At 34.7% G+C, this 21316-nt stretch carries 13 protein-coding genes; 12 read left to right on the top strand and 1 reads right to left on the bottom strand.

Going from position 1 to position 21316, the window contains the following annotated elements; genetic code table 11:
* Nucleotides 1–491: 491 nt before the first annotated feature.
* Together ACQKMD_RS02965 and ACQKMD_RS02960 are read left to right on the top strand one after the other, a co-directional pair.
* Nucleotides 492–3740, top strand: a complete 3249-nt coding sequence (locus ACQKMD_RS02965) for an S-layer homology domain-containing protein (RefSeq protein ID WP_427749341.1) — start codon at nucleotides 492–494, stop codon at nucleotides 3738–3740.
* Nucleotides 3741–4095: 355 nt separating this feature from the next.
* On the top strand, nucleotides 4096–4233 hold the full coding sequence (locus tag ACQKMD_RS02960; RefSeq protein ID WP_427749340.1) for a hypothetical protein: 138 nt from the start codon (nucleotides 4096–4098) through the stop codon (nucleotides 4231–4233).
* A gap of 427 nt (nucleotides 4234–4660) precedes the next feature.
* Here the strand turns inward: ACQKMD_RS02960 and ACQKMD_RS02955 are convergent, their stop codons facing one another.
* On the bottom strand, nucleotides 4661–6019 hold the full coding sequence (locus ACQKMD_RS02955; RefSeq protein ID WP_427749338.1) for an erythromycin esterase family protein: 1359 nt from the start codon (nucleotides 6017–6019) through the stop codon (nucleotides 4661–4663).
* A 595-nt stretch (nucleotides 6020–6614) separates the two neighbouring features.
* Between ACQKMD_RS02955 and ACQKMD_RS02950 the strand changes: the two genes are divergently transcribed.
* The 10 genes from ACQKMD_RS02950 to ACQKMD_RS02905 all read left to right on the top strand — a co-directional run bounded on the left by ACQKMD_RS02950 (nucleotide 6615) and on the right by ACQKMD_RS02905 (nucleotide 21264).
* Nucleotides 6615–11243: a S8 family serine peptidase gene (locus ACQKMD_RS02950; protein ID WP_427749337.1), complete on the top strand. Its 4629-nt coding sequence runs from the start codon at nucleotides 6615–6617 to the stop codon at nucleotides 11241–11243.
* Between the two features lie 69 nt (nucleotides 11244–11312).
* Nucleotides 11313–12914 (top strand): Ig-like domain-containing protein, encoded by a 1602-nt coding sequence (locus ACQKMD_RS02945; protein WP_427749335.1) that lies wholly within the window; start codon nucleotides 11313–11315, stop codon nucleotides 12912–12914.
* 263 nt (nucleotides 12915–13177) lie between these two features.
* A complete protein-coding gene (locus ACQKMD_RS02940) occupies nucleotides 13178–14542 on the top strand; it encodes a S41 family peptidase (protein ID WP_427749333.1) in 1365 nt (454 codons plus the stop codon).
* 314 nt (nucleotides 14543–14856) lie between these two features.
* The gene (locus ACQKMD_RS02935; RefSeq protein ID WP_427749331.1) at nucleotides 14857–17184 is read left to right on the top strand and encodes a hypothetical protein; all 2328 of its coding nucleotides are present in this window, start codon (nucleotides 14857–14859) and stop codon (nucleotides 17182–17184) included.
* Nucleotides 17185–17397: 213 nt separating this feature from the next.
* Complete coding sequence (locus ACQKMD_RS02930; RefSeq protein WP_427749330.1) at nucleotides 17398–17628, top strand: hypothetical protein; 231 nt, start codon at nucleotides 17398–17400, stop codon at nucleotides 17626–17628.
* A 79-nt stretch (nucleotides 17629–17707) separates the two neighbouring features.
* Nucleotides 17708–17908, top strand: a complete 201-nt coding sequence (locus ACQKMD_RS02925; protein ID WP_427749328.1) for a gamma-type small acid-soluble spore protein — start codon at nucleotides 17708–17710, stop codon at nucleotides 17906–17908.
* Between the two features lie 524 nt (nucleotides 17909–18432).
* Nucleotides 18433–18915, top strand: coding sequence for a hypothetical protein (locus tag ACQKMD_RS02920; protein WP_427749326.1), 483 nt, complete (start codon nucleotides 18433–18435; stop codon nucleotides 18913–18915).
* 224 nt (nucleotides 18916–19139) lie between these two features.
* A complete protein-coding gene (locus tag ACQKMD_RS02915) occupies nucleotides 19140–19577 on the top strand; it encodes an NUDIX hydrolase (protein ID WP_427749324.1) in 438 nt (145 codons plus the stop codon).
* 206 nt (nucleotides 19578–19783) lie between these two features.
* Complete coding sequence (locus ACQKMD_RS02910) at nucleotides 19784–20266, top strand: hypothetical protein (protein ID WP_427749323.1); 483 nt, start codon at nucleotides 19784–19786, stop codon at nucleotides 20264–20266.
* A gap of 752 nt (nucleotides 20267–21018) precedes the next feature.
* Nucleotides 21019–21264 (top strand): hypothetical protein, encoded by a 246-nt coding sequence (locus tag ACQKMD_RS02905; RefSeq protein WP_427749321.1) that lies wholly within the window; start codon nucleotides 21019–21021, stop codon nucleotides 21262–21264.
* Nucleotides 21265–21316 lie beyond the last annotated feature (52 nt).

Raw genomic sequence — 21316 nt, 5'->3', positions numbered from 1 at the left:
ATTATAAACCATAAAGTGAAAGCGCTTACTAATATGCGGAAGATTACTAGAAATATATCTATATAATAGGAAGAAACTCAATTCAAATAGTAGCAATGAGATCGATAAGGATGCAGAGTAGGGCGGACAGCTTCTATTGGAGTATGTATCGTATATTACAATAGAGTAACTGGCAGTTAAGGTAATGGTAAAAATTTAAGTATTTTATTAAAAATATACCTCAATTGGTAGTATATAACTAACTTTACAGTTGGAATTGTAATAAAACCATAGAACTTGTAAGAAACTGCTAATATATCTCAATTTTACTAATAATATTGATAAAAATATCATTATAGTATTAAAGTCACTATTATCTACAAATCTATGGAAGAAAAAAGGGTGGAAATTCTCTTATTTATGGACGATAATTAGGCTAAGCATGATTAGCTGATGAACAAAAAAAAACAGCGAAATGCTAATCATATCCAATAAGGGAGGATTTTTTAATAATGGGTAAATTCAATCTAAAATTAGTAAAACCTGTCGCATCACTAGCAATCGGTGCAGCAGTATTAACAGGATCATTCGCAGTATCTGGTGCTGCTGATACAGCTTTCGCAAAAGCAGCAACTGTAAAAGTTTCTAAAGGTAAATTGGTATCTGCAAAATCAGGTAAAGCGGTGAAAGGTTACAAATCTTACAAAGGTATTCTTTACAAGAACGGTAAGAAATTCACTGGTCTTTACAAAAATACTTATTACAAAACAGGTAAAAAAGGCACTGGCCTTTACAAAAACGTATACTACAAAGCTGGTAAAAAAGGTAGCGGCTGGGTAGGAAGCGGTTCTTCTAAAAAATGGTACCAAGATGGTAAATTACTAACAGGTCTTGGTAAAAACTCTGGTAAACTATTTATCAAAGGTAAATACGCTAACGGTATCGTAACTTACAAAGGCGTACAAAAATTATACAAAGACGGCGTTGTAGTGAAAACTGTAGTTGATGCAGCTAAAGCTATTAACAACACAACTGTTGAAGTAACATTCGCAGAAGCTCAAAAAGCTAGCGATATCTCAGCTGGACGTTTCAAAATCGAAGGCTTAGAAGTTACTAACGCTGCAGTTAAACAAACTGACGATAAAGTTATCGTTTTAACAACTGCTGCTCAAACTGGCGGTAAAACTTACACTGTAGCACTTGATGGCGTGAAATCACGTACATTCAAAGGTGTATCTAACGTATTACCAACAGCTATTACTAACCAAACTCCTTCATTACAAGGAATTATCGGTAAAGAAGTAACTGTTAAAACTCAAGTGGAAGTTCCAGCTGGACAATCTAAAGAAGGTATCGCTGTAACTTTCAACATCACTAACTCTGCTGATACTTCTGTAGGTAACTTCGGAAAGAAAATCACTGCTGAAGCATTTACTGATGCTAACGGTGTAGCTTCTTACTCTTACACTCAATATGTTGCAGGTACAGATGATACTGTAGAAGCTTACCCAACTGGTAACGCATCAGTGAAAACTACTGCTGCTAAAGTTTACTGGGGTAATGTAGCTCGTTTAACTCTTTCAGAAGTAACTGAAGGAAATTCTTTAGCTAACGGTGCTAAAAAAGTTTACAAAATCGTTTCTGCTGAAAATGCAAATGGTTATATCAACATTGCATACAAAGAAAACGTTAATGTAGCTCCAGATAAATTAGTTCGTACAGTAGATGTTACTGACGCTAATATCCGTAACAATGGTGCTAAGTATCCATCTCAAGTAACAACTGGTGGAGTACAATATGTAAAAGTAAAACTTGATTCTAAAGGTGAAGCAACATTTACTTTAACAGGTACAAGTGGTACTGTTACTCCTATCGCATTTGCAGATGGCAAATATAAAGATAACAATGTTACTTCTAATGAAGATACATGGTCAGGCGATAACAAATTAGGTGCTACAGAATTACAAGCAGCTGCAGCTCCTGTAACATTCGCTCTTAACCATACTCAATCAATTGATGTAGTAGCTGCTGATTCAGCTAATGCTGCTGCAGATAGTTCTCTTACATCTAATCCAAACGGTACAGGTAAAGGTGGACGTACTTATACTGCAACTATTACTGGTAAAGATGGTAAATTAGCACCAGCAGGTACTACAGCTTATGTAACATTTGTAAAAGGAAACTACAGCCAAGACAAAAAAGTTAATATTTCAACTGTAAAAGGTGAAAATGTAACAACTGCAAATGAAAATACTACATTTGCAATTAAAGTAACTGGTGATAAAGGTCAAGCTACATTCAAAGTTACAGGTGAACGTGATGGATATGCAACACCAACTGTATATATTGAAAATGGCGATAAAGCAGGATTAGATCCAGCTGATCTACAAAAAGTTGCTGAAACTACTTACTTTGTAAATGCAACTGTATCAAAAGCTACACTTAAAGTTGATGATACTGATAAAAAAGTAGCTGCAAACAAACCTGCAGTATTTACTTTCCAATCAGTTGACCAAAATGGTTTCCCATATGCACTTTCTTATAACGGTTTAACTGGTAGATTCGACGTAACATTCGAAGTTGCTGCTAGATATGCTGATGTAGAAGTAAACGGTACAACTGTACCACAAGGTTCTACTAAGTCAATCACTATCAAAGCAGAGGCTGATGGATCGGCTAAAATTACTGTGAAATCTAAAGGTGATTTATCAGCTGACGTAACAGTTAATGCATCTGCTTCACAAGTAAGTATTGGAAATGTTTCAGAGTCTATCCAATTCATCAAAGGATTAGATGAAGGTGCTTATGTAAGTTCAGAAGTACTAGCTAAAATCAATGCTGCTACAAATAAAGATGGAATCGAAGACGCACTTGAAGAAGTAGATAACTACAGAACATTATCAGTTGATGAACAAGCATATGTTTTAAATACTATCTTTGCTGAGCGTAATACTAATAAAACTGTAAGCTCTATCTTTGTATCTACTACAATTAATACAGCTAAAACAGAATTCGCAGCAGTAATCACAAAAATTAATGCTGATAAAGCAGAAGCAGCAGATTACACTAAAGCAGGTATTGATTTAAAAGGTCAAGAAGTAGCGGATGTAAACGCAGCAGTAAAAGCAGCAAAAGGTGCAGGTGCTGACTTAACAAAAGCTCAAATCCAAGCTGAAATTAATAAACTTGCTGGAGCAGCAAGTGAAACAGCAGCAATCAAAACTATCAATGCTGGTAAAGCAGAAGCAGCAGATTACACTAAAGCAGGTGTTGATTTAAAAGGTCAAACTGTAGCAGCAGTAAACGTAGCAGTAGTTGCAGCAAAAGGTACAGGTGCTGACTTAACAAAAGCTCAAATCCAAGCTGAAGTTGATAAACTTGTTGAAGCTGCAGCAATCGTAACTATCAATAAAGGTACAGCAGTAGCAGCAGATTACTCTAAAGCAGGTGTTGATTTAAAAGGTCAAACTGTAGCAGCAGTAAACGCAGCAGTAGAAGCAGCAAAAAAAGCAACTGGCAAAGATTTAACAAAAACAGATATCCAAACTGAAGTTGATAAACTTGCTTCTGTTGCTTCACTTAAAAAAATCAATGATGGTTCAGCAACTATAAATGACTATAACGCTGCAGGAGTTACTGGTGTTGATATTTATAACTTTGACAAAGTAAAAGCAGCAGTAGCACTTAAAAAATCATTAAATAATGGTAAAGACTTAACAGTAGCAGAAGTTCAAGATGTTGTTACTAACCTACCAAAATAATAATTATCAATAGGTGTCATCAAACTAACGTGTTAGTTTGAACAATTGATACAAATTATCCCCTAATCTCTTCGGAGATTGGGGATTTTCTGTTTGCCGTAATAAGTGAGATTTCAAATATATATCATAATCATGATTGAAGCAGTAGCCTTAATACCATTGGTATTAAGGCTATTTTTATTGGAGGAGGAATGAATTGAAGGGAAAAGAGCTTCAAAAACAAAATGTGATTGAAAGGGAAGGTGAATAAGGTGACGACTCTAGGACGCTTTTTGCTAGCTCTAGAAAAGGTTACTAAGGAAGAAGTAGGTTTAAAGGATATTGGTATGAAACAGTAGAATTGTATCGGGATGAATTGGATACGGACTTAATACCAGCGAATGCAATGAAGAACTTACTTTTTGAAGCTCTCGTATCATCTGCTAATTGTGTAGATAAAAAAGGTGGTGAGTACTTAATGATTGATATTATATTGTATGAAAATTCTGAATAATTGAGTACTGTTTGGATGAAAAATGGAGAAATAATTGAAGAAGTGACTCAATGATTTGGGTAGGGAAACTCACGACAGTCCTTTCAAAAAGGATCAAAAGAAAAAAATTTCTTAATCATAAGAATCAATCGGTACCATAACCCAAATCAATCAGTGCCACAGTTAAGTTTAAAGAAAATGACTCCGGCACAATACCGGAGTCAATAAATGGGGATTTAATCAGCGTAAATAGCTTTTATTAAACTGTCCATTTATAAAGGAACAGTTCAATCTAACTTTTTAAAACTCACTTCATATTCGACTATTTTTATTTGTTACTAGAATCCATTAAAATATGCAGCTAAATCCATCATATTACTTGTATCAATCGCTGTTTAACCTTTACCTAATTTATAGCTTCGGACTAAAGCAATTGAGTTCTATATCGTTAGTACTTCGTAGTCGGCTCTTTCACTTTATCAAAGACGATAATGCCGTCATACTGTTCTTTAGGAACAAACCTCATCGACATCGGCTTAACAATCTCGGATGTCATTCCGTCCTCAGCAGCATAAATTGGATTGAACATCCAAGCGTTATTTTTATTCGATGATTTGTGCGTGGATAGATCGGCGAATGCAACCTTATAGCCACTCTGCATCATCAGATGTTCTAAGCTTCCCTTAGGCATCGGCTTGATATTGAAGAGTTTCTGAGTCGTAATCGTACTTGCCTTTCCGCTATTCATATACAGACCCATCACATATTCCTTATCTTTTAGCTTTTTGTGAAGCAGTTCTCCCATACTAGTGAAGCTGTTTATCCATTTTCCCTGTTCTTTCGTAGTTATCTTGGAAGTATTCTTCGCAAGATGGTCGTTATGCGCCCATAAAATTACCTTTTTACCTGGGTACATTACTTTCATTAACCACTCTACGTTGTCAGCCATGATACGATCTCTGAATTCATAACTTTCCTTAGTACTGTACATCCCCATTTCGATAAACTTGATGCGATCTTCCAGCGTTTTCACTGCGATATTAACCATTTGAGGATTTTTAGGATATGCCGCAGCAAGCTGTTCCTTGTTATCTTTTATGAACTGAATCAATGCCTCGTATTTCGGTTCGTATTCATCTTTCACTTTCTTAATTTCCTTCTTGGCTTGAGGATTATTATCGTTATCCATGCCATATTTGTTGAAGACTGTATAGAAATCGGTTAGCCCTTGCATTTCAAATTCTACATAATTTTTCCCTTGATCTTTATCTACCTTGGAAATCCAATTCCCAATAAATTGCGTTAAATGCCCCGACGTAAACTGCATATCATAACCGGCAAGGTATAAGGGCTTGTCTGATTCCCGCTGCTTCTTAATATAATCGAATAAACCAAGCGTCTCTTTGGAATGCCATATCGGAAAAATAGAGCGCTCCATCATTTCTTTAGAAGTCAAAGAATTGGCATTCTCATAAGCGGCAAAGGAATCGCCAAGCCCTGCCTCAAAAGCAATGACATCAAAATCAAGCTCTTCATGCAAATATTTGATCAGTCTTGTTTTGATACTGCTGTATTCTGCGACGCGATGGAAGTTTTCACCGAGGCTAACGACGGTTTTATCCTTCAGTAAAGGTTTTAGAAACTCTAAATCCTTGTAATCCTTTGACGTTAGAGATTTAATTTCTCGAATATTTTGCTTCAGTTCTGTGTTCTTCTGCGAGGTAGCAGAGACATTTACCGGCGACAGTAATAGAGAAATTGCCAGTCCCGCTGCCATAACGCCGGTACATATTTTGGTTGCATTCATTAATCGTTTTCCTCCTTCAAAACCATTGAAATAGTTGTCTTTTAATGCCCTATCCATCGTAACAATAACTACAAATATTGGCAAGAAATTCAATTAATGTGCATCTAAATCAGACTGCTTCAATAGCACATCCGCTAGAAATTATGAAACAGCTATTTTGTCGGTTAACCATATAACAGAAATCAAAAAAAGAAGCGATTAAGTCAATTAAATAGTTATGAAATATCTGTAGTCATGTCGATTAAGTCATGGCTATTTTTAATGTAGAAAAATAGCGAAAAAAGTAGAAAATCCTCTAATATTCTCATATTTTCTGTGATAGCCTTCTGATATTTTCTTTTTAAAGTAATTAATATAATGCATTATTGAACAATTTGAATTTATAAAGAAAATAAATGTAAAAGAAATATTTTAATGAATGTAAATATATTTTGGAATATTCAAAATATTACAAATTTCGCTATTTACTAGCTAAATTTGTAATGCTACATTTTGTATACCTAGTAAAATAGTTGAAATTAAATTGCTAGGTTTATTTTAGTAGAGAGGAGCGGAGGGGTTCATTATTCCATTATTTGAAAAAGGGGAGAAGCGAATGAAGAAAATTCGAAGATTTAGAAAGAGTGTAGTAATTGGTTTGGTTTCTCTATTAACGGTTTCTAATGTTGCTTTTGGTACTAATATTACAAAAGCTGAAACGAGTGAAATCGACAAGTTAGTTAAAATCCAAAAATCCGACAAAAAAATTGAAGATGTCTCTTATGATTATAAGGATAGTGATATTGTAAGGGTAATCGTTGAGTTAGAAGGAGACCCAGCTATCAACTACTCTACTAAAAGGGGTATTAGATATAAAGATTTAGAGACAGAGAAGAAAACAGAATTGCAAAAAGATGTGAAGGAAGAGCATTCTGAATTTATCTCGGATGTAAAAGAAGAAAAAATTGAATTTGAAGTGGAAAATACATTCACTACTGTTGTCAATGGAGTCAGTGGAGAAATTGAATATAGTCAAATTGAAGAGCTTGAAAAACTGCCGAATGTTGAAGCGGTGAGCATTGTAAATGAATACAAAAGACCGACTGAAAAACCTACCATGCTCTCGAGTAAAGATATGGTAGAAGCAATTCAAACTTGGAATGCTGGTTATGATGGGAAAGGCATGGTTGTAGGTATTATTGATACAGGAATTGACTATGAACATAAAGATATGCAATTACAGGATGATACCAAACATAAATTAACTAAAACAAAAGTGAGTGGCCTAGTTCAAGCAGGTAAACTTCCTGGGCAATTTTACAATGTTAAGGTCCCTTACGGCTATAACTATGCCGATAAAAACAGTGAAATTCTAGATCTTGGTCCTGATGCCTCAATGCATGGTATGCATGTAGGAGGTACTGTAGGAGCAAACGGCGATGAAAATGGAAATGGTATTAAAGGGATAGCACCACAGGCTCAGTTATTGGCACTTAAAGTGTTCGGTAATGACCCAGCGATGCCATCAACATTTGGAGATATTTATATCAAAGCTATTGATGATGGAATTATTCTTGGTGCAGATGTCTTGAATATGAGTTTAGGCTCAACAGCAGGCTTTGCTGATTCAGATAGTCTAGAACAAAAAGCCGTTGAAAGAGCAGTAGAGAATGGTGTATTAATGTCCATTTCTGCCGGTAATTCAAGTCAGTTTGGAGCTAATTATACAGAAAATCCCTTAGCAACAAATCCTGATATTGGACTTGTTGGAGCTCCTAGTCTTGCACCTAGTTCAATATCGGTTGCATCTCTTGAGAATGACAAGCTTACTTTGGATCAGATGTCACTGAAAATTGGTTCTGAAACTTTTCCAATTGCTTATAAAAAGCAATCTTCCCCATTGCCTCTTGAAGTATTTGGCAAAGGTGTTGGAAAAGATGTTATCTACGTTGGTGATGGCGGTCAAGCTCAATATACTGGTAAAAATGTAAAAGGGAAAGTGGTATTCGCAGTCAGATCAGCTGCAAATCCTAATTATGGAGAAATTCAACTACAAGCTGAAAAAGCAGGTGCAGCAGGTGTCATTATTAGAGGAACCGCAGCACATGGTGATTATGTCAGTATGGCGTTAAATAATCCAACTATTCCATTCGTTACTTTAAGTGTAGCAGATGGTACCACTTTGGAAACAAAACTTAAAGCAGCAGGTGGAGTCGGTAAAGTGGAGTTTAGTGGAAAAATGACTACAGTCATCAATGGCTCTGCTGGGAAAATGTCGAACTTTAGTTCTTGGGGCGTCTCACCCGGCCTTGAGATGAAACCTGAGATTACTGCTCCAGGCGGACAAATCTACTCGACTTTAAATGATGATAAGTATGGTGTCATGAGTGGGACATCGATGGCAGCTCCACATGTATCAGGTGGTGCAGCACTTGTCTTGGAAAAGGTTCAAGAATTGTTCCCAGGTTTAAAAGGTGTAGAAAAAGTGAAACGTGCGAAAACATTACTGATGAATACCGCTAAAATTGTAACGGATGCATCAAATGATAATATTGCTTACTCACCGCGTTTACAAGGTGCGGGGTTAATGCAATTGAATGCTGCAGTTACAACTCCAGTATATGTTGAAGCGAAGGATACAAAAGAAGGTAAAATTGAACTGAAGGAAATTGGCAAGGACAAGTTCAGCATGACTGTTACGGCTACAAACTTTAGCGATGAAAAAGTTACTTATAATGTAGACGCCTCTGTTTTAACTGATGCGACTTCAGGTTCAGAAGAAACAGCAAGCAATGCTATAAAGGAACAAGTTATTAAAGACGCAGTAGTAACGATTGATACGCCGCAGGTTACATTATTTGCTGGGAAATCTAAAGATATTACTGTTGAAGTAGATCTTAGTAAGGCTAATACAGCATTAGAAAACATTCAAAAGAACGGTTACTTCGTTGAAGGATTTATCACGCTTACAAATAAATCACAGGACATAGTATTCCCGGACTTATCTGTTCCTTACCTAGGCTTTAAAGGCGATTGGAATAAGCCACCAGTATTAGATCAAATGATCTTTGACACGGGTTCTTATTATAAAAAATCAGGAATGTTAGATCAAGAAGGTTATTATCTTGGATACAATCCATTTACTAAAAAATATAGTAAAAGCTTAATTGCTATTTCTCCAAATGGAGATGGCAAAAATGAAGCGGTAGCTCCAGTTCTTTCTTTCTTGCGGAATAGTAAAACTGTTGAATACGCTATTACTGATGAAACTGGTAAAATATTACGCAAGCTTCGAACTGATAAAGAACAGCGCAAAAATTATCACAATGGTAAATCAGCTAGCTCTATCTATTCATATAAACCAAGCTATACAGAATGGGATGGAAAACTGAGTAACAAAGTGGCTGCTGATGGAACATATTATTATCAAGTAAAAACACAGGTCGATTTTGGCGGTAAAGAACAACAAGTAACTAAAATTCCTGTCATTGTTGATAACACAGCACCGGTTGTTTCAAAACTATCTTTCAGCAAAAAAACGGGTACTCTTTCTTTCAATGCTACTGATAAAGGTAGTGGATTACAATATATTGAAGTTTATGTAGATGGTAAACTCTCAGGTTCAGTAAATCCTGGTACAAGTAGTGAATTTAAATTGAACGTAGGGAAAATTGAGGGTGAAGGGAAAATCAAAGTTGTAGCATATGACTATGCGAATAATCATAGTGGACAAGATATATCAGGTCCTGGAGATAACACAATTCCATTTATCATATCTGATACACCAGAAGCACAAGGTGTTTATGATACTCGTGAAGTACCTTTCTCTGGTTATGTAACAGATGCATCTCAAGTAGATTACTTGAAAATCAAGGGCGAAAAATTAAATCCTACTTCACAAGATGTAAAAACAAAGTACAACGAAGTGACAAAAAAGCATGAATTTGCCACACATATTACATTCACAGAAGATGGTGTCCATGATATTTATATTGAAGGGGCAGATAAAGTTGGCAATAAAATTGAATTTAGAAGACAAGTAATGATAGATACACAAGCACCTACACTTTCTGTAAGTAACCTACCAGCTAATAATTTTGTTGCTACTGGTGATGAAGGTTCTATTAAGAAACCAGAAAGTAAAGATCCTAAAGAAAATAAAGAATCTAATGAAAATAAAGAACCTAAAGAAGGTACTGAGAGTAAAGATCCTGTTGTCCCTTCTGAAGGTGAAAAATCTAATGAAGAAGCAGGAAGTAAAAAACCTAATGATGCAACTGAGAGTGAAAAACCTAAGGAAGAACCAGGAAGTAAAGAGCCTAATGGAACAACTGAAAGTGAAAAACCTAATGAAACAACAAAAGGTGTGGATCCAATTGTCACAGTAACAGTTGCAGATAACTTTGATGAGCTACGCTTATTAGTAAATGGTAGCGAAGAATATACAAATGATTTCAAAGAGCCATATGCAATGAGAGCTTTAACACACGATCAACAAGTTCAATTAGTATTAGATGAGGGAAGAAATGATGTTGTTTTCGAAGTTACAGATCTCGCGGGTCATTTGACTAAGAAAACTATATCAATTTATAAAGGGGCTGTTTTAAATGCACCATTTGTAAAATCATTAGAACTTTCAAATGGCGGTGGTGATGTAACAGTTGAAAATCCTGCGAATATTCGTGCGGAGGCTTCAGAATCAATTGTGTGGGAAGCTAAAGTTATTGATCCAGAAGGAAAAGTACTAGATTTAGAAACGTATGAAGGTGAAACGTATGAAGGTACTTTTACACCTGATATTTTGTCTAAGACAGGTGATTACAAATTATTAATTGGCGCTGCTGGTAGTGCTGATAGTGAAAAGCTTGAAACTAATTTTAAGGTTTCAAATTATTTTGTAAGCGTTGAATCCATTTCAACAACTGATTCAAAAGGTGAAAAGGCTAATTCCTTCACAACAGATAGCAGTGTCAGCATCAAAACAAACTTAAAAAATCAAGGGAAAAATACATTGAATCCTACAGTTGCCTTCCAAGTTAAAGATGAAGAGGGCGCAGTTGTTTACTTTAAAGAAGTGAATTCTAAGGAGATTAATAGCAAATCGAGAAGTCGTTTTGGAGTAGATATCCCACTAGAAACATTTGATAAAGGTAAATACACAGTGGAAGTGTTTGTATGGGATAACGATGACAATCCTATTCCGCTAGCCGATTCAAGCAAATTAGAATCATTTACAGTTAACTAATAAAAGAATGAGAGGGGGAGGCAGAAATTGCCTCCCATCTTCTTATCTACCAATATGGGAGTGAATGTTTTGAAAAAAAGCCTAATCACTAGTTTAATAGCTACTTTCTTATTTTTAAATGCAGTTTTCCCTGCCTTTGCAGCTAGTAGTGTAACGATTACAGTAAATACTAATGCCGAACAATATACTTCTGGAGATAGGATAAATATTTCGGGAATGGTATTAAAGGATGGGAAAGCAGGAACGGGAACTGCTCCTCTTATGCAAGTCAAAAAAGGGGATACAGTCGTTGAAACCTACCAATGGAAAGATTCCGAAATAGATGGGAACGGCAATATATCTAAAATTATATTTCCTAAAAGATACGAAAGCGGATCTTATACGATTCAAATTACTGCAAAAAATGCAAGCCCTGCTATCACTACTTTTGAAGTAACGAATACAAATCCAGTCTCCAAAAAGAGCATAAGTGTGCAAAGTGACAAATCTAAATATGAACTTGGCGAAAAGGTAAAACTAACTGGAAAAGTTATACTTGATAATAAGCCTGTCGACAGTGAGACTGTTAATATTACTATCGAAAGAGATGGAGAAAAGGTTATTACAGATAATACAATCAAAACTACTAAAGACGGCACATATAGCTTTAGTTATGATTCCTCAAAATCTAAAGTAGGCATGTATACTGCTTCAGTTAATTTGGAGGATAAAAGTATTACTGCAAAAACGAATTCTTTCGAAATTGTTGCTTCAAAAACTACACCAGATCCAGTTAATCCAGTAGACCCAAAACCGAAACCAGATCCAGTTAATCCAGTAGATCCAAAACCGAAACCAGATCCAAACCCAACAACGCCTGTAGTTCCAACACCAAAACCAGATCCAAAAATTCCGTTGGATCCAACACCTGTGCCAGACCCAACGGTGACACCACATGCGCCAGAAGTAAACGTAGTGACATCTGAGAGTATGGAAATTAAAGGTGCAGCTGATGCAGGTACTTTGGTAAAAGTAACGGATAAAAATAATTTCTACGGACAAACCGTTACTAAAGCAGATGGTACTTTTTCTATTCCATTAAATAAGAAGATTAAAGCAGGAACAATTCTTTATGTAACTGCAAGTGCTTCTGATAAAGTGAGCTCAGAAACAACAATTATAGTTGAGGATAAAACACCTCCAACTAAACCAGTTGTCAAGAGAGTCACTGATAAAGATCGTAAAGTAAACGGAACAACAGAAGCTGAAGTAAAAGTAACTATTAAAGCTGGTGGAAAATTTATTGGTACTGGCTATTCGGATAAAAACGGTGCATTTTCTATTAACATCAATACTCAAAAAGCTGGGAACATACTAACTTTAACAGCAACAGATGATGCTGGTAATACAAGTGATTCTCAGAAAATTACAGTAGTAGACAAGACTGCACCAAAAACACCTTCAATAAATGTAGTGAAAACGACGTCTACAAAGGTAACAGGGAAAGCAGAAGTTGGCTCTAAAGTCTATGTGAAAGCTGGCAATAAGATTATTGGATTAGCGACAGTAACTAAGAAAGGAACTTTCTCAGTAGCTATTAAAAAACAGAAAGCCAATTCAAAGTTATCTATATATTCAAAAGACAAGGCAGGGAATGTAGGTAAAGCGAAAGTGGTCACTGTTAAGAAATAAGTATAGTAGGATAGGAAATCACTTGAATTAAATGGAAGGGCTTTGTGTTGTTACACAGAGCTCTTTTACATTTGTAATAGATAAGTTGAAAAAGAGGCTCAGAATCAACTGTATTAACATCTAGCTCCTAATTTTTTCGATCGTTAGGATTTTTACAACAGGATAAATTTCTAAAAACCAGAAAAAATATACTATATTAGTATCTTTTTTCCTTTCATAGGTGTAAAATAGTCTATAAAATTTACTATTATAAGAGGGATACTATGAAAAAATTACGCTTTTATGTGTTGAGTCTTATTGCCTTGTTTGTTTTCTTTACGACGTCTGTTGCGTATGCAGCGGAACCACTGGATGAGGCTAAGGAATTAGTGAAGAAATATTATTATCCGAATGTATCAAAATCAGCGTTAAATAGTAAGACAATTCAAGAAATGACAAGCCAGTTAGATCCATATTCAGTTTATATGACGAAAGATGAATATGAGGAATTTGCAAATGCAATTGATATGAAGTTGGTAGGGATTGGAGTAATGTTCGAAGAAAATCCAAATGGAGTGGTTATTACCTCCATTATGCAAGGTGGCCCAGCTGATAAAGCAGGATTGCAAGCAGGAGATATTATACAAGCAGTGGGAGACAAAGATTTAAAAGGGGAAGCATTTCAAACTGTATGGGGGCTACTTACGGGGAAAGAAAACACCGAAGTAACTGTAACTATATATCGTTCTACAACTAACAGTACATTTAATAAAACGTTAACGCGAAAAGTTATCAATATACCAAATGTTGAAACAGAAAAACTAGCTGGTAATATTGGTTTTGTACGTCTTAATAGTTTTGCAGAGAATAGTGGCAAAGAAATTCAAAAAGCAATCAAGTCAATGCCTGGTATGAAGGGATGGATTTTTGACTTAAGAAGTAATGGTGGCGGTTATATAACAGCAGCAGGAGATGTCATAGGATTATTTCCAAAAGCCAAAGTTGGTTATTTGTTAAAAGACAAAGTCGACACTTATTCTATGGATCCAGTGAAGCAAAAAGTAAGATGGAACGCACCTGTATCAATTTTAACGGATGCCTATTCAGCAAGTGCTTCTGAAATGACAGTAGCATCATTAAAAGACCAAAAAGCGGCAACAATATACGGCCAAACTACATATGGCAAAGGTGTTATGCAGGTAGTACTTCCTTTAAAAGACGGCAGCCAATTGAAATTGACCGTTGGGGAATTCACAGGACCAAACGGCAAAAAAATACAGAAAATAGGCATCAAACCAAATATCACAACACCAATTGGTAAAGAAGTAGAGTACAGCCACAGCGATTTCTTAAAAAACCAATTGAAAAGTTACAACAAGCTCTCAAGTATTAATCTGACAGCAGCTCAAAAAACGATCACCGTTAAAAGTAGTACGAAGATGAACTGGAGCACTATGAAAAAAGCGAAAGTATCTTTATTACAAATTGGTGGTAAACAACAGTCCATTAAAGTTCAAAATACATCGAAAAAACAATTGAAACTAACACCAAATGATAAGTTAAAACCTGGCACGAAATATTATGTTGTCCTAAAAAGCAAAACAAAAAAATCTCCAGGTGCTTATGCCGAGATGAAGGTTGCAAACTAAGCGAACCTTAACCATTTTAAAATACGTAGTCGAAAAGACATGTGCTAAATGTGGCCTAGTCTTTTCTGGCTACGTTTTTTTGTTGTAATAAACTGCCTAACAAGGTGACTTTAAAATCTTAAAAAATGAATATGATTCCATTCTAATTAAATTTCAATCTGCATCTTATTTTCAAACTAATTTAAACTTTGAGCATGATTATATACACATTAGGCATTTTTGTATTCGCCGATTCATAAAATACCGTATTTGGTCAATGTTGATTGGTTGTATGCTTTTAAATTCTGCGTAGTTGAAAAGTGGAGGAGATTAGAATGGGAAAGTATAATTTGAGATTTATTAAACCGTTAATATCATTATCGTTAGGCGCGGCAATTATTACAGGTGCAGTAGTAGGTGGAGCTGAAGATGCCTCAGCGGCAACAAATTACAAAATTTCTAATGGAATATTAGTTTTCAAAGCTACTAAAAAAGTAGTAAAAGGCACGGTAACTTATAAAGGAAAAGTATATAAAAACGGAGAGTTATTCACTGGTACAAAAGGTAATACCTATTACAAAAATGGAAAAAAGGCAACTGGTATATATAAAGGAAGATATTATTTAAAAGGTAAAATTTATTCGGGTATAGCAAACAGCATTTACTATAAAAATGGTTCTAAGGCAACTGGCACATATAAAGGGACTTACTACTTAAAGGGTAAAGCCTATACAGGTTTAGTAGTAGACATATATTATTCAAATGGGAAAAAAGCGAATGGTACGTATGAAGGCGTATTTTACTTAAATGGGACGGCATTTACAGGACTTCACCCGAACACTGGACATTTATACATTAATGGTGCATTGAATACAGTACTTAGAATATTCGATGGCGATTTGTACAACGGTGCAAGATTAAATGAAGGTGTGATCCAATACAATGGTTTATGGTACGCTGGAAAAAGAGTGGCAAACGGTACGATTACAATACCAGGTGGACAAATAATTATAGTAGATAACGGAAGACAAACAGGTACGATAAATTCAGGCCCAGGTAGTTATTATTCAGTCGTAAACGAAGCGATAGCTAAATTAGAAGCTTTAAAATTTTATGAAGTGTACACAATTAATCATGTAACAAATTTAGTAGATGCTAGAAGGCAATATAACGAAGCAAAAGTAGCAGTTGATGTCGCAGTAGCGAGAGGTGCAGTAACGTCAGAATTCGGTGTAAATTATTGGAGATTAGCAGCTCAGTGGAGAGAGATTGACCGATATGAAGGAAGAGATACGAAAGAAGTAGCAATTAATAAAGCAACAAATGAATTAGCAAGACTTGAATATACGGCTGTAAATTCAATTCGTTATGCAACCAATTTAACAACGGCTAAATTACAATATGATGCAGCAAAAACAGCAGTAGATGCTGCAAGAGCGAAAGGTGCAGTAACGTCAGATTTTGGAACGAACTATTGGAAATTAGCAGATCAAAAAACAGAGATTGACCGCTATGAAGCAAAAGAATCGAAAGAAGTAACAATTACAAAAGCAACGACAGAATTAGCAAGACTTGAATATGCAGCTGTAAATTCAATTCGTTATGCAACCAATTTAACAACGGCTAAATTACAATATGATGCAGCGAAAACAGCAGTAGATGCCGCAAGAGCGAAAGGTGCAGTAACGTCAGATTTTGGAACGAACTATTGGAAATTAGCAGATCAAAAAGTGGAGATTGACCGCTATGAAGCAAAAGAATCGAAAGAAGTAGCAATTACAAAAGCAGTAAATGAATTAGGGAACCTCAAATTTACAGTTGTTGAATCAATAAAGGATTCGACAAGTTTAACAATAGCTAAATCACAATACGATGCAGCAAACATAGCAGTAAAAGCAGCAATAGCAAAAGGTGCGTCAGTATCAGATTTCGGCTCAAACTATTCAAAATTAGAAGCGCAAGGAAAAGAAATAAATCGCTACGAAGAAGTGAAAAAAGCGGCTATTAAAGATGCAACAACAAATTTATTAGCTCTCACATTCTATACAGACAAATCAATTGATGATGCAACAAAGTTAGAAAAAGCAGAAACACAATATAATGCAGCAGACACAGCAGTAAAAGCAGCTATAGCAAAAGGTGCGACAGAAGCTGATTTTGCAAACCTTGCAAATTTAGCAGCGCAAAAAAAGGAAATTAATCGCTATAAAGTAGCACAAGATACAGAAGCAGAAGCGACAGCAGCTGTAAAAGTTTTTCGTGAAGCACATGCAAAAGCACTAGCATTAACTGTAGAAAAAGCTGGGATTGAAAATGAAGCTGAAGTGAAAGCTGCTTTAGAAGCATATGATAAATTATCAAAAGCAGCGCAAGATAAAGTATCTAATGAAAAGAAACTTCTTGATGACTTAGTCAAAAAAATAAAGGACTTAAAAGCAGCCGAAAATGAGGCACAAATAAAGGCAACAGAAGAAATAATAAAATTTGAAAAAATTACTTGGGAAAATGCTAAGAAAGATGTCTTAGAACAAGGTTTAACAGATATTAAGGATGTAGAATTGTTAATTGAGAAGATAAAAGATAAAGTAGTGAAAGAAGATTTACGCCAACGTTATGAAAATATAAAGAAAAAAATAGAAGAAGAATATGCAAAAAGAAAATGAACCATTCAGGAAGAAAATTACTATTAGCTAACATTAGTTTTTTAACCGTTTTTCCAATCAAAAAGACAGATTGATGTTGTTAAAATAGAAAAATAGCCAATAAAACAACAAAAAAATGGAGTTAAGTGTTTCATTATGGATAACCTAGAGAAGAAGTCGAAAAATAAAAATTGATTGAATAATAGTGAAAAAAACTTGAGGAGAAAAACAATCATGAAAGAATTCAAAATAACGTACTTCTTTGATGAAGAGCATTACATTAGAAGGTTTATCCATGTGGAATCTCAAGAAAAAGCAGAAGCACTAATTCAAAGTGAGAGAGAACAGTATGTAACGTTCACGGATAGTAGAGGTATCTATCACGAGCTACATACAAGTATTGTTCGGGTAATTCAAATTTCCGAATACCATAGAATCGACAAGAGTAAAAAAACGGTCAATTGATTTCAGCGATCCATACATTTCACTCATAATAATCTTTCCTTGAGGGAACATAAAGGCATACCAAAATGGAGGTGTTTTTATGGATAATAACAACGGGGGCAATTTTACGTCTGCTGGAACAGATATTGATGAGGTAAAAAGAAAAAATGCAGAGTCCGGTTTGTCTTACAATGAAATAAAAGCAGTGCTTGCAAAAACTGGCGGATTAGGTACGGCAATGTATAGTGATACGAATAGTGAGGAGGTAAAAAGCAAGAATCAAAAACAGTTTCCAAATTAATTGTGAAACCGTGATAGTTTTAAAAATAGGTACACTGAAATCCCTAATCTCTTTAGAGGCTAGGGATTTCAGTTTGTCTACAAAAGGCATTCGGAATGCTCACATACTGAATGTCTTTTGTTAAGTTCCAGCATTAACTTTCATACCGTTTTCAGACTTTGCCAAGTCCAATTGGCGATTTTTTTAAATTCATAGAAGCAAATTATTTAAAAAATTACCAGTATTTATACTGTATGTTATAGTGAGAATGAGTAAATTGATAGGTAATTTTTATAAAATCAGGTAAATATGCCATCTGTTGGTTTGAAATTAACGTCCTTGGCTTAATGAGAGTCATAAACGAAGTAATAAAAATAACACTAAGTGGGTTGTGAATACCTATATCTGTACTACTTCACGAAATAGGTCACGCACTAGGTGTCGTATTATTAGTTGAATAAGAAAAAACTAAGCTACTTGGAGTATACTTACAGATTGGTCTGAAACTAGATTTTAGCGTATATAAATTTAAGAGGTGATTGAAAATGATTTCATTTATTCTTGTTTATTTAATAGGAATACCTGTTTCCGTACTATTACATGAAGTGGGCCACGCTATTGGCTTCACTCTATTTTCTAAGGGAAAGTCGTATGTATATCTTGGTGCTTCGAATGATAAAAATAAGCAAAATTTTAGAATTGGAAGTATAAATTTCCATGTAAAGTGGGCATATTTTGGATTCTGTTCCGTGAAAAATAGGAATACTCTTTCAAGATTTCAAAATATCATGTTTATGGCAGGTGGTCCAATCGTATCTTTTTTGCTATTTGTGGGTGCTTATCTCACATCTTTAGAAGTAACGTATTATGAAACCAATAACTTTTTAAATGGAATTACTTATTTTAATCTCATCCTGTTTATATTTACGAGTATTCCTATTATCTATCCTAAATGGTTGAAACCTTATGCAGGACTTCCCTCGGATGGTTATCAAATCCTAACATTAATAAAAGGGAAGTCTAATTAAAAGTCGAGATTGACTAAACCTTTGTAAGCGTTCAATTCCTTGTTCAACTAAAGGTGCAGTATATTGGGGTAATAAGGTATTTTGTTTGTAGGAGTGGTAATGTTAAGGGGAGTTATTAAGCAAAGGGCTAGATTTAGATTAGCACAAAAGAAGATTAAAACAGAGCAGGAATTAGTAGGTTTTAAAGGAGTAAGAAAAATGAATTTATTGGGGGTAATTCAGAAATGTTTATTGTAAATGTTGAAGGTGCCATAAGGAAAAAGGATAAGTGGCTAATAGTTGAAAGAAGTGAAAAAGAAGAACACGCTGGTGGTATGCTTTCTCTTGTTGGAGGCGAGGTAAATATAGAAGGGAACTCCTCCGATATATTAGAAAGAACAGTGAAACGTGAAATTTTAGAAGAAGTCGGTGTAAAAGTAAAAGATAAGCTAAATTATGTACAAAGTACGTCTTTTGTAATTGGTACGGGTGAAAATGTAGTAAATATTGTTTTTCTTTGCGAACATTACTCTGGTGAGGCATTTCCTAAAAGTCCTGATGAGGTAGAAAAAGTATTATGGTTAACTACTGAAGAGATATTAAGCCACCCAATAGCACCTATTTATTTGAAAGAAAGTATTAAACGTGCTGAATCGTTGAATTCAATTCATTCGTCATCATAACTTTATTATACATATGCATAAAATTAGAGTGGTTTTGTTGAAAAAAGCTTATAAGGCATTATGAGGTTGTTTCTTTCAGCTATGAGGCTCATTTGTATTATCAAAGTTCTTTAACTAATGGTGCATTAGTGGAAGATTGTTGGGGCTGTTCAGTCAGCTCTTTTTTTATTCAACTATAGGGGCAGATGGAAGCAGGAGGAGAAAATTTGAAAAAGAAACATTGGGTTACTGTTCTAATTTTAGCATTAGCTTTTGGTGGTGTTTATTCCTTCGTGTTAATTAATCCACCTTTGGAAATAGGTACGCTTGGTACAGCTGTTGGTAATAAATCAGTTGTTATTGGAATTGGTAATAAAGGCTTTCGTGAAGTGAAAATAATAGAAGTATCAGTAAATAATAATGAAAAGCCATCAAAAACAAAAGTACAAGTTAGTAATGCTTTACAAGGTTTCATCATAACGGATAATAATAATGAGTCAAAAAAATATGGTTTTAAGAATATAGAGGATGTATCAATTAAGGCAAACACATCTCCTGCTGCTACCTATAAAAAATTAGATGATGGCACTGCTTCTAAAAAGGATGATATTTATGGGATTAGTGTTTTTCATAGTGAAGCAATCAATCAGGTTATTATAAAATATAGCTATTTCGGGATTTCATTTAATAAAACTGTGTTATTCAACTAACGGGGTGCATTAGTAGAAGTTCTTTGAGCTGTTCAGACGGATCTTTTTCCTTATTCAACTCAAGGTGCAGGTTAGTTCAATATTTATGATTTGGATTGTTCTAGAAAAAGATATAACCATATAGAACACAATTTTCTATTTTTTAGTTATAATTAAAAAAAGTGATATATTATATAAAATTAACCATTTTAGTAGATAAAAATACTTTAATTGATCGCTATTTTTTAGGGGAACCCGGGCTTTCTTTTTTATTGAAGAAGATGATAAATTAAGTTTTAAAAAAATGAGTGTGTTGTAATGAATAGTATTTTGAAAAGGTGTTACGTAGAACATAAAACTAGTCAATTAGATTGTACATTCTTTGGTATAATGATTGTTTCGTGAAAATACGAGTGACGAAAGAATATCGAAGAACACTACCCTAATAGCTACCGTAAATTTGCAAATCAAAATAAAACATACCCAACAAAACCAGTAACGGATGAATTCAAAATAATAGAGACGGAATTAAAAAAGAAAAAAATTAATAGAACAAAGGTAGAACGTCATTTACATTATGCAAAATCAAAAATACATTCAGACCGTTCAAACATAAAATTTATGACTACTATCACTACAAGATATTATTTTAATGCGAAAGAATTGAATTTCCAACACAGTGAACTGACGGTGGAAACGCTAAACGTAGTAATGTAGTAAAGAAATTCACCCCTGCCGAGTTACATTATATTGATTATATGGAAAGACATAGTGTGACATTAGCTCTATACAGTGCTAATTATACGGGTGACATAAATTCAATTTTAGATAGTACGGATGATTACTTAGAAAACTATAGAAAATTAAACAAATACGGAGAATACCTTAACGGGATTGTAAATGATGTCGACGTATTCAGCAAGTTAAGTGTAAAACAACGAGATGAAATACTTCACACACTTGGACACTATGAAGAATGGTATGTCAACACTAAATCAAACAACTTTTTTAAGGGCTAAGTTTTTATAAGCGACCGGACTTTGATAGCCTAGTTTGCTGTGCGACCGAATA

The sequence above is a fragment of the Viridibacillus sp. NPDC096237 genome (assembly GCF_050278625.1).
Taxonomy (GTDB): Bacteria; Bacillota; Bacilli; order Bacillales_A; family Planococcaceae; genus Viridibacillus.
This window is presented reverse-complemented; position numbering and strand designations above follow the sequence as displayed.

What these genes read in the sequence shown, in the direction of transcription:
- ACQKMD_RS02965 (WP_427749341.1), top strand. Translation starts at nt 492, where the DNA reads ATGGGTAAATTCAATCTAAAATTAGTAAAACCTGTCGCATCACTAGCA.
- ACQKMD_RS02935 (WP_427749331.1), top strand. Translation starts at nt 14,857, where the DNA reads ATGGGAAAGTATAATTTGAGATTTATTAAACCGTTAATATCATTATCG.
- ACQKMD_RS02940 (WP_427749333.1), top strand. Translation starts at nt 13,178, where the DNA reads ATGAAAAAATTACGCTTTTATGTGTTGAGTCTTATTGCCTTGTTTGTT.
- ACQKMD_RS02920 (WP_427749326.1), top strand. Translation starts at nt 18,433, where the DNA reads ATGATTTCATTTATTCTTGTTTATTTAATAGGAATACCTGTTTCCGTA.
- ACQKMD_RS02925 (WP_427749328.1), top strand. Translation starts at nt 17,708, where the DNA reads ATGGATAATAACAACGGGGGCAATTTTACGTCTGCTGGAACAGATATT.
- ACQKMD_RS02930 (WP_427749330.1), top strand. Translation starts at nt 17,398, where the DNA reads ATGAAAGAATTCAAAATAACGTACTTCTTTGATGAAGAGCATTACATT.
- ACQKMD_RS02955 (WP_427749338.1), bottom strand. Translation starts at nt 6,019, where the DNA reads ATGAATGCAACCAAAATATGTACCGGCGTTATGGCAGCGGGACTGGCA.
- ACQKMD_RS02950 (WP_427749337.1), top strand. Translation starts at nt 6,615, where the DNA reads ATGAAGAAAATTCGAAGATTTAGAAAGAGTGTAGTAATTGGTTTGGTT.
- ACQKMD_RS02915 (WP_427749324.1), top strand. Translation starts at nt 19,140, where the DNA reads ATGTTTATTGTAAATGTTGAAGGTGCCATAAGGAAAAAGGATAAGTGG.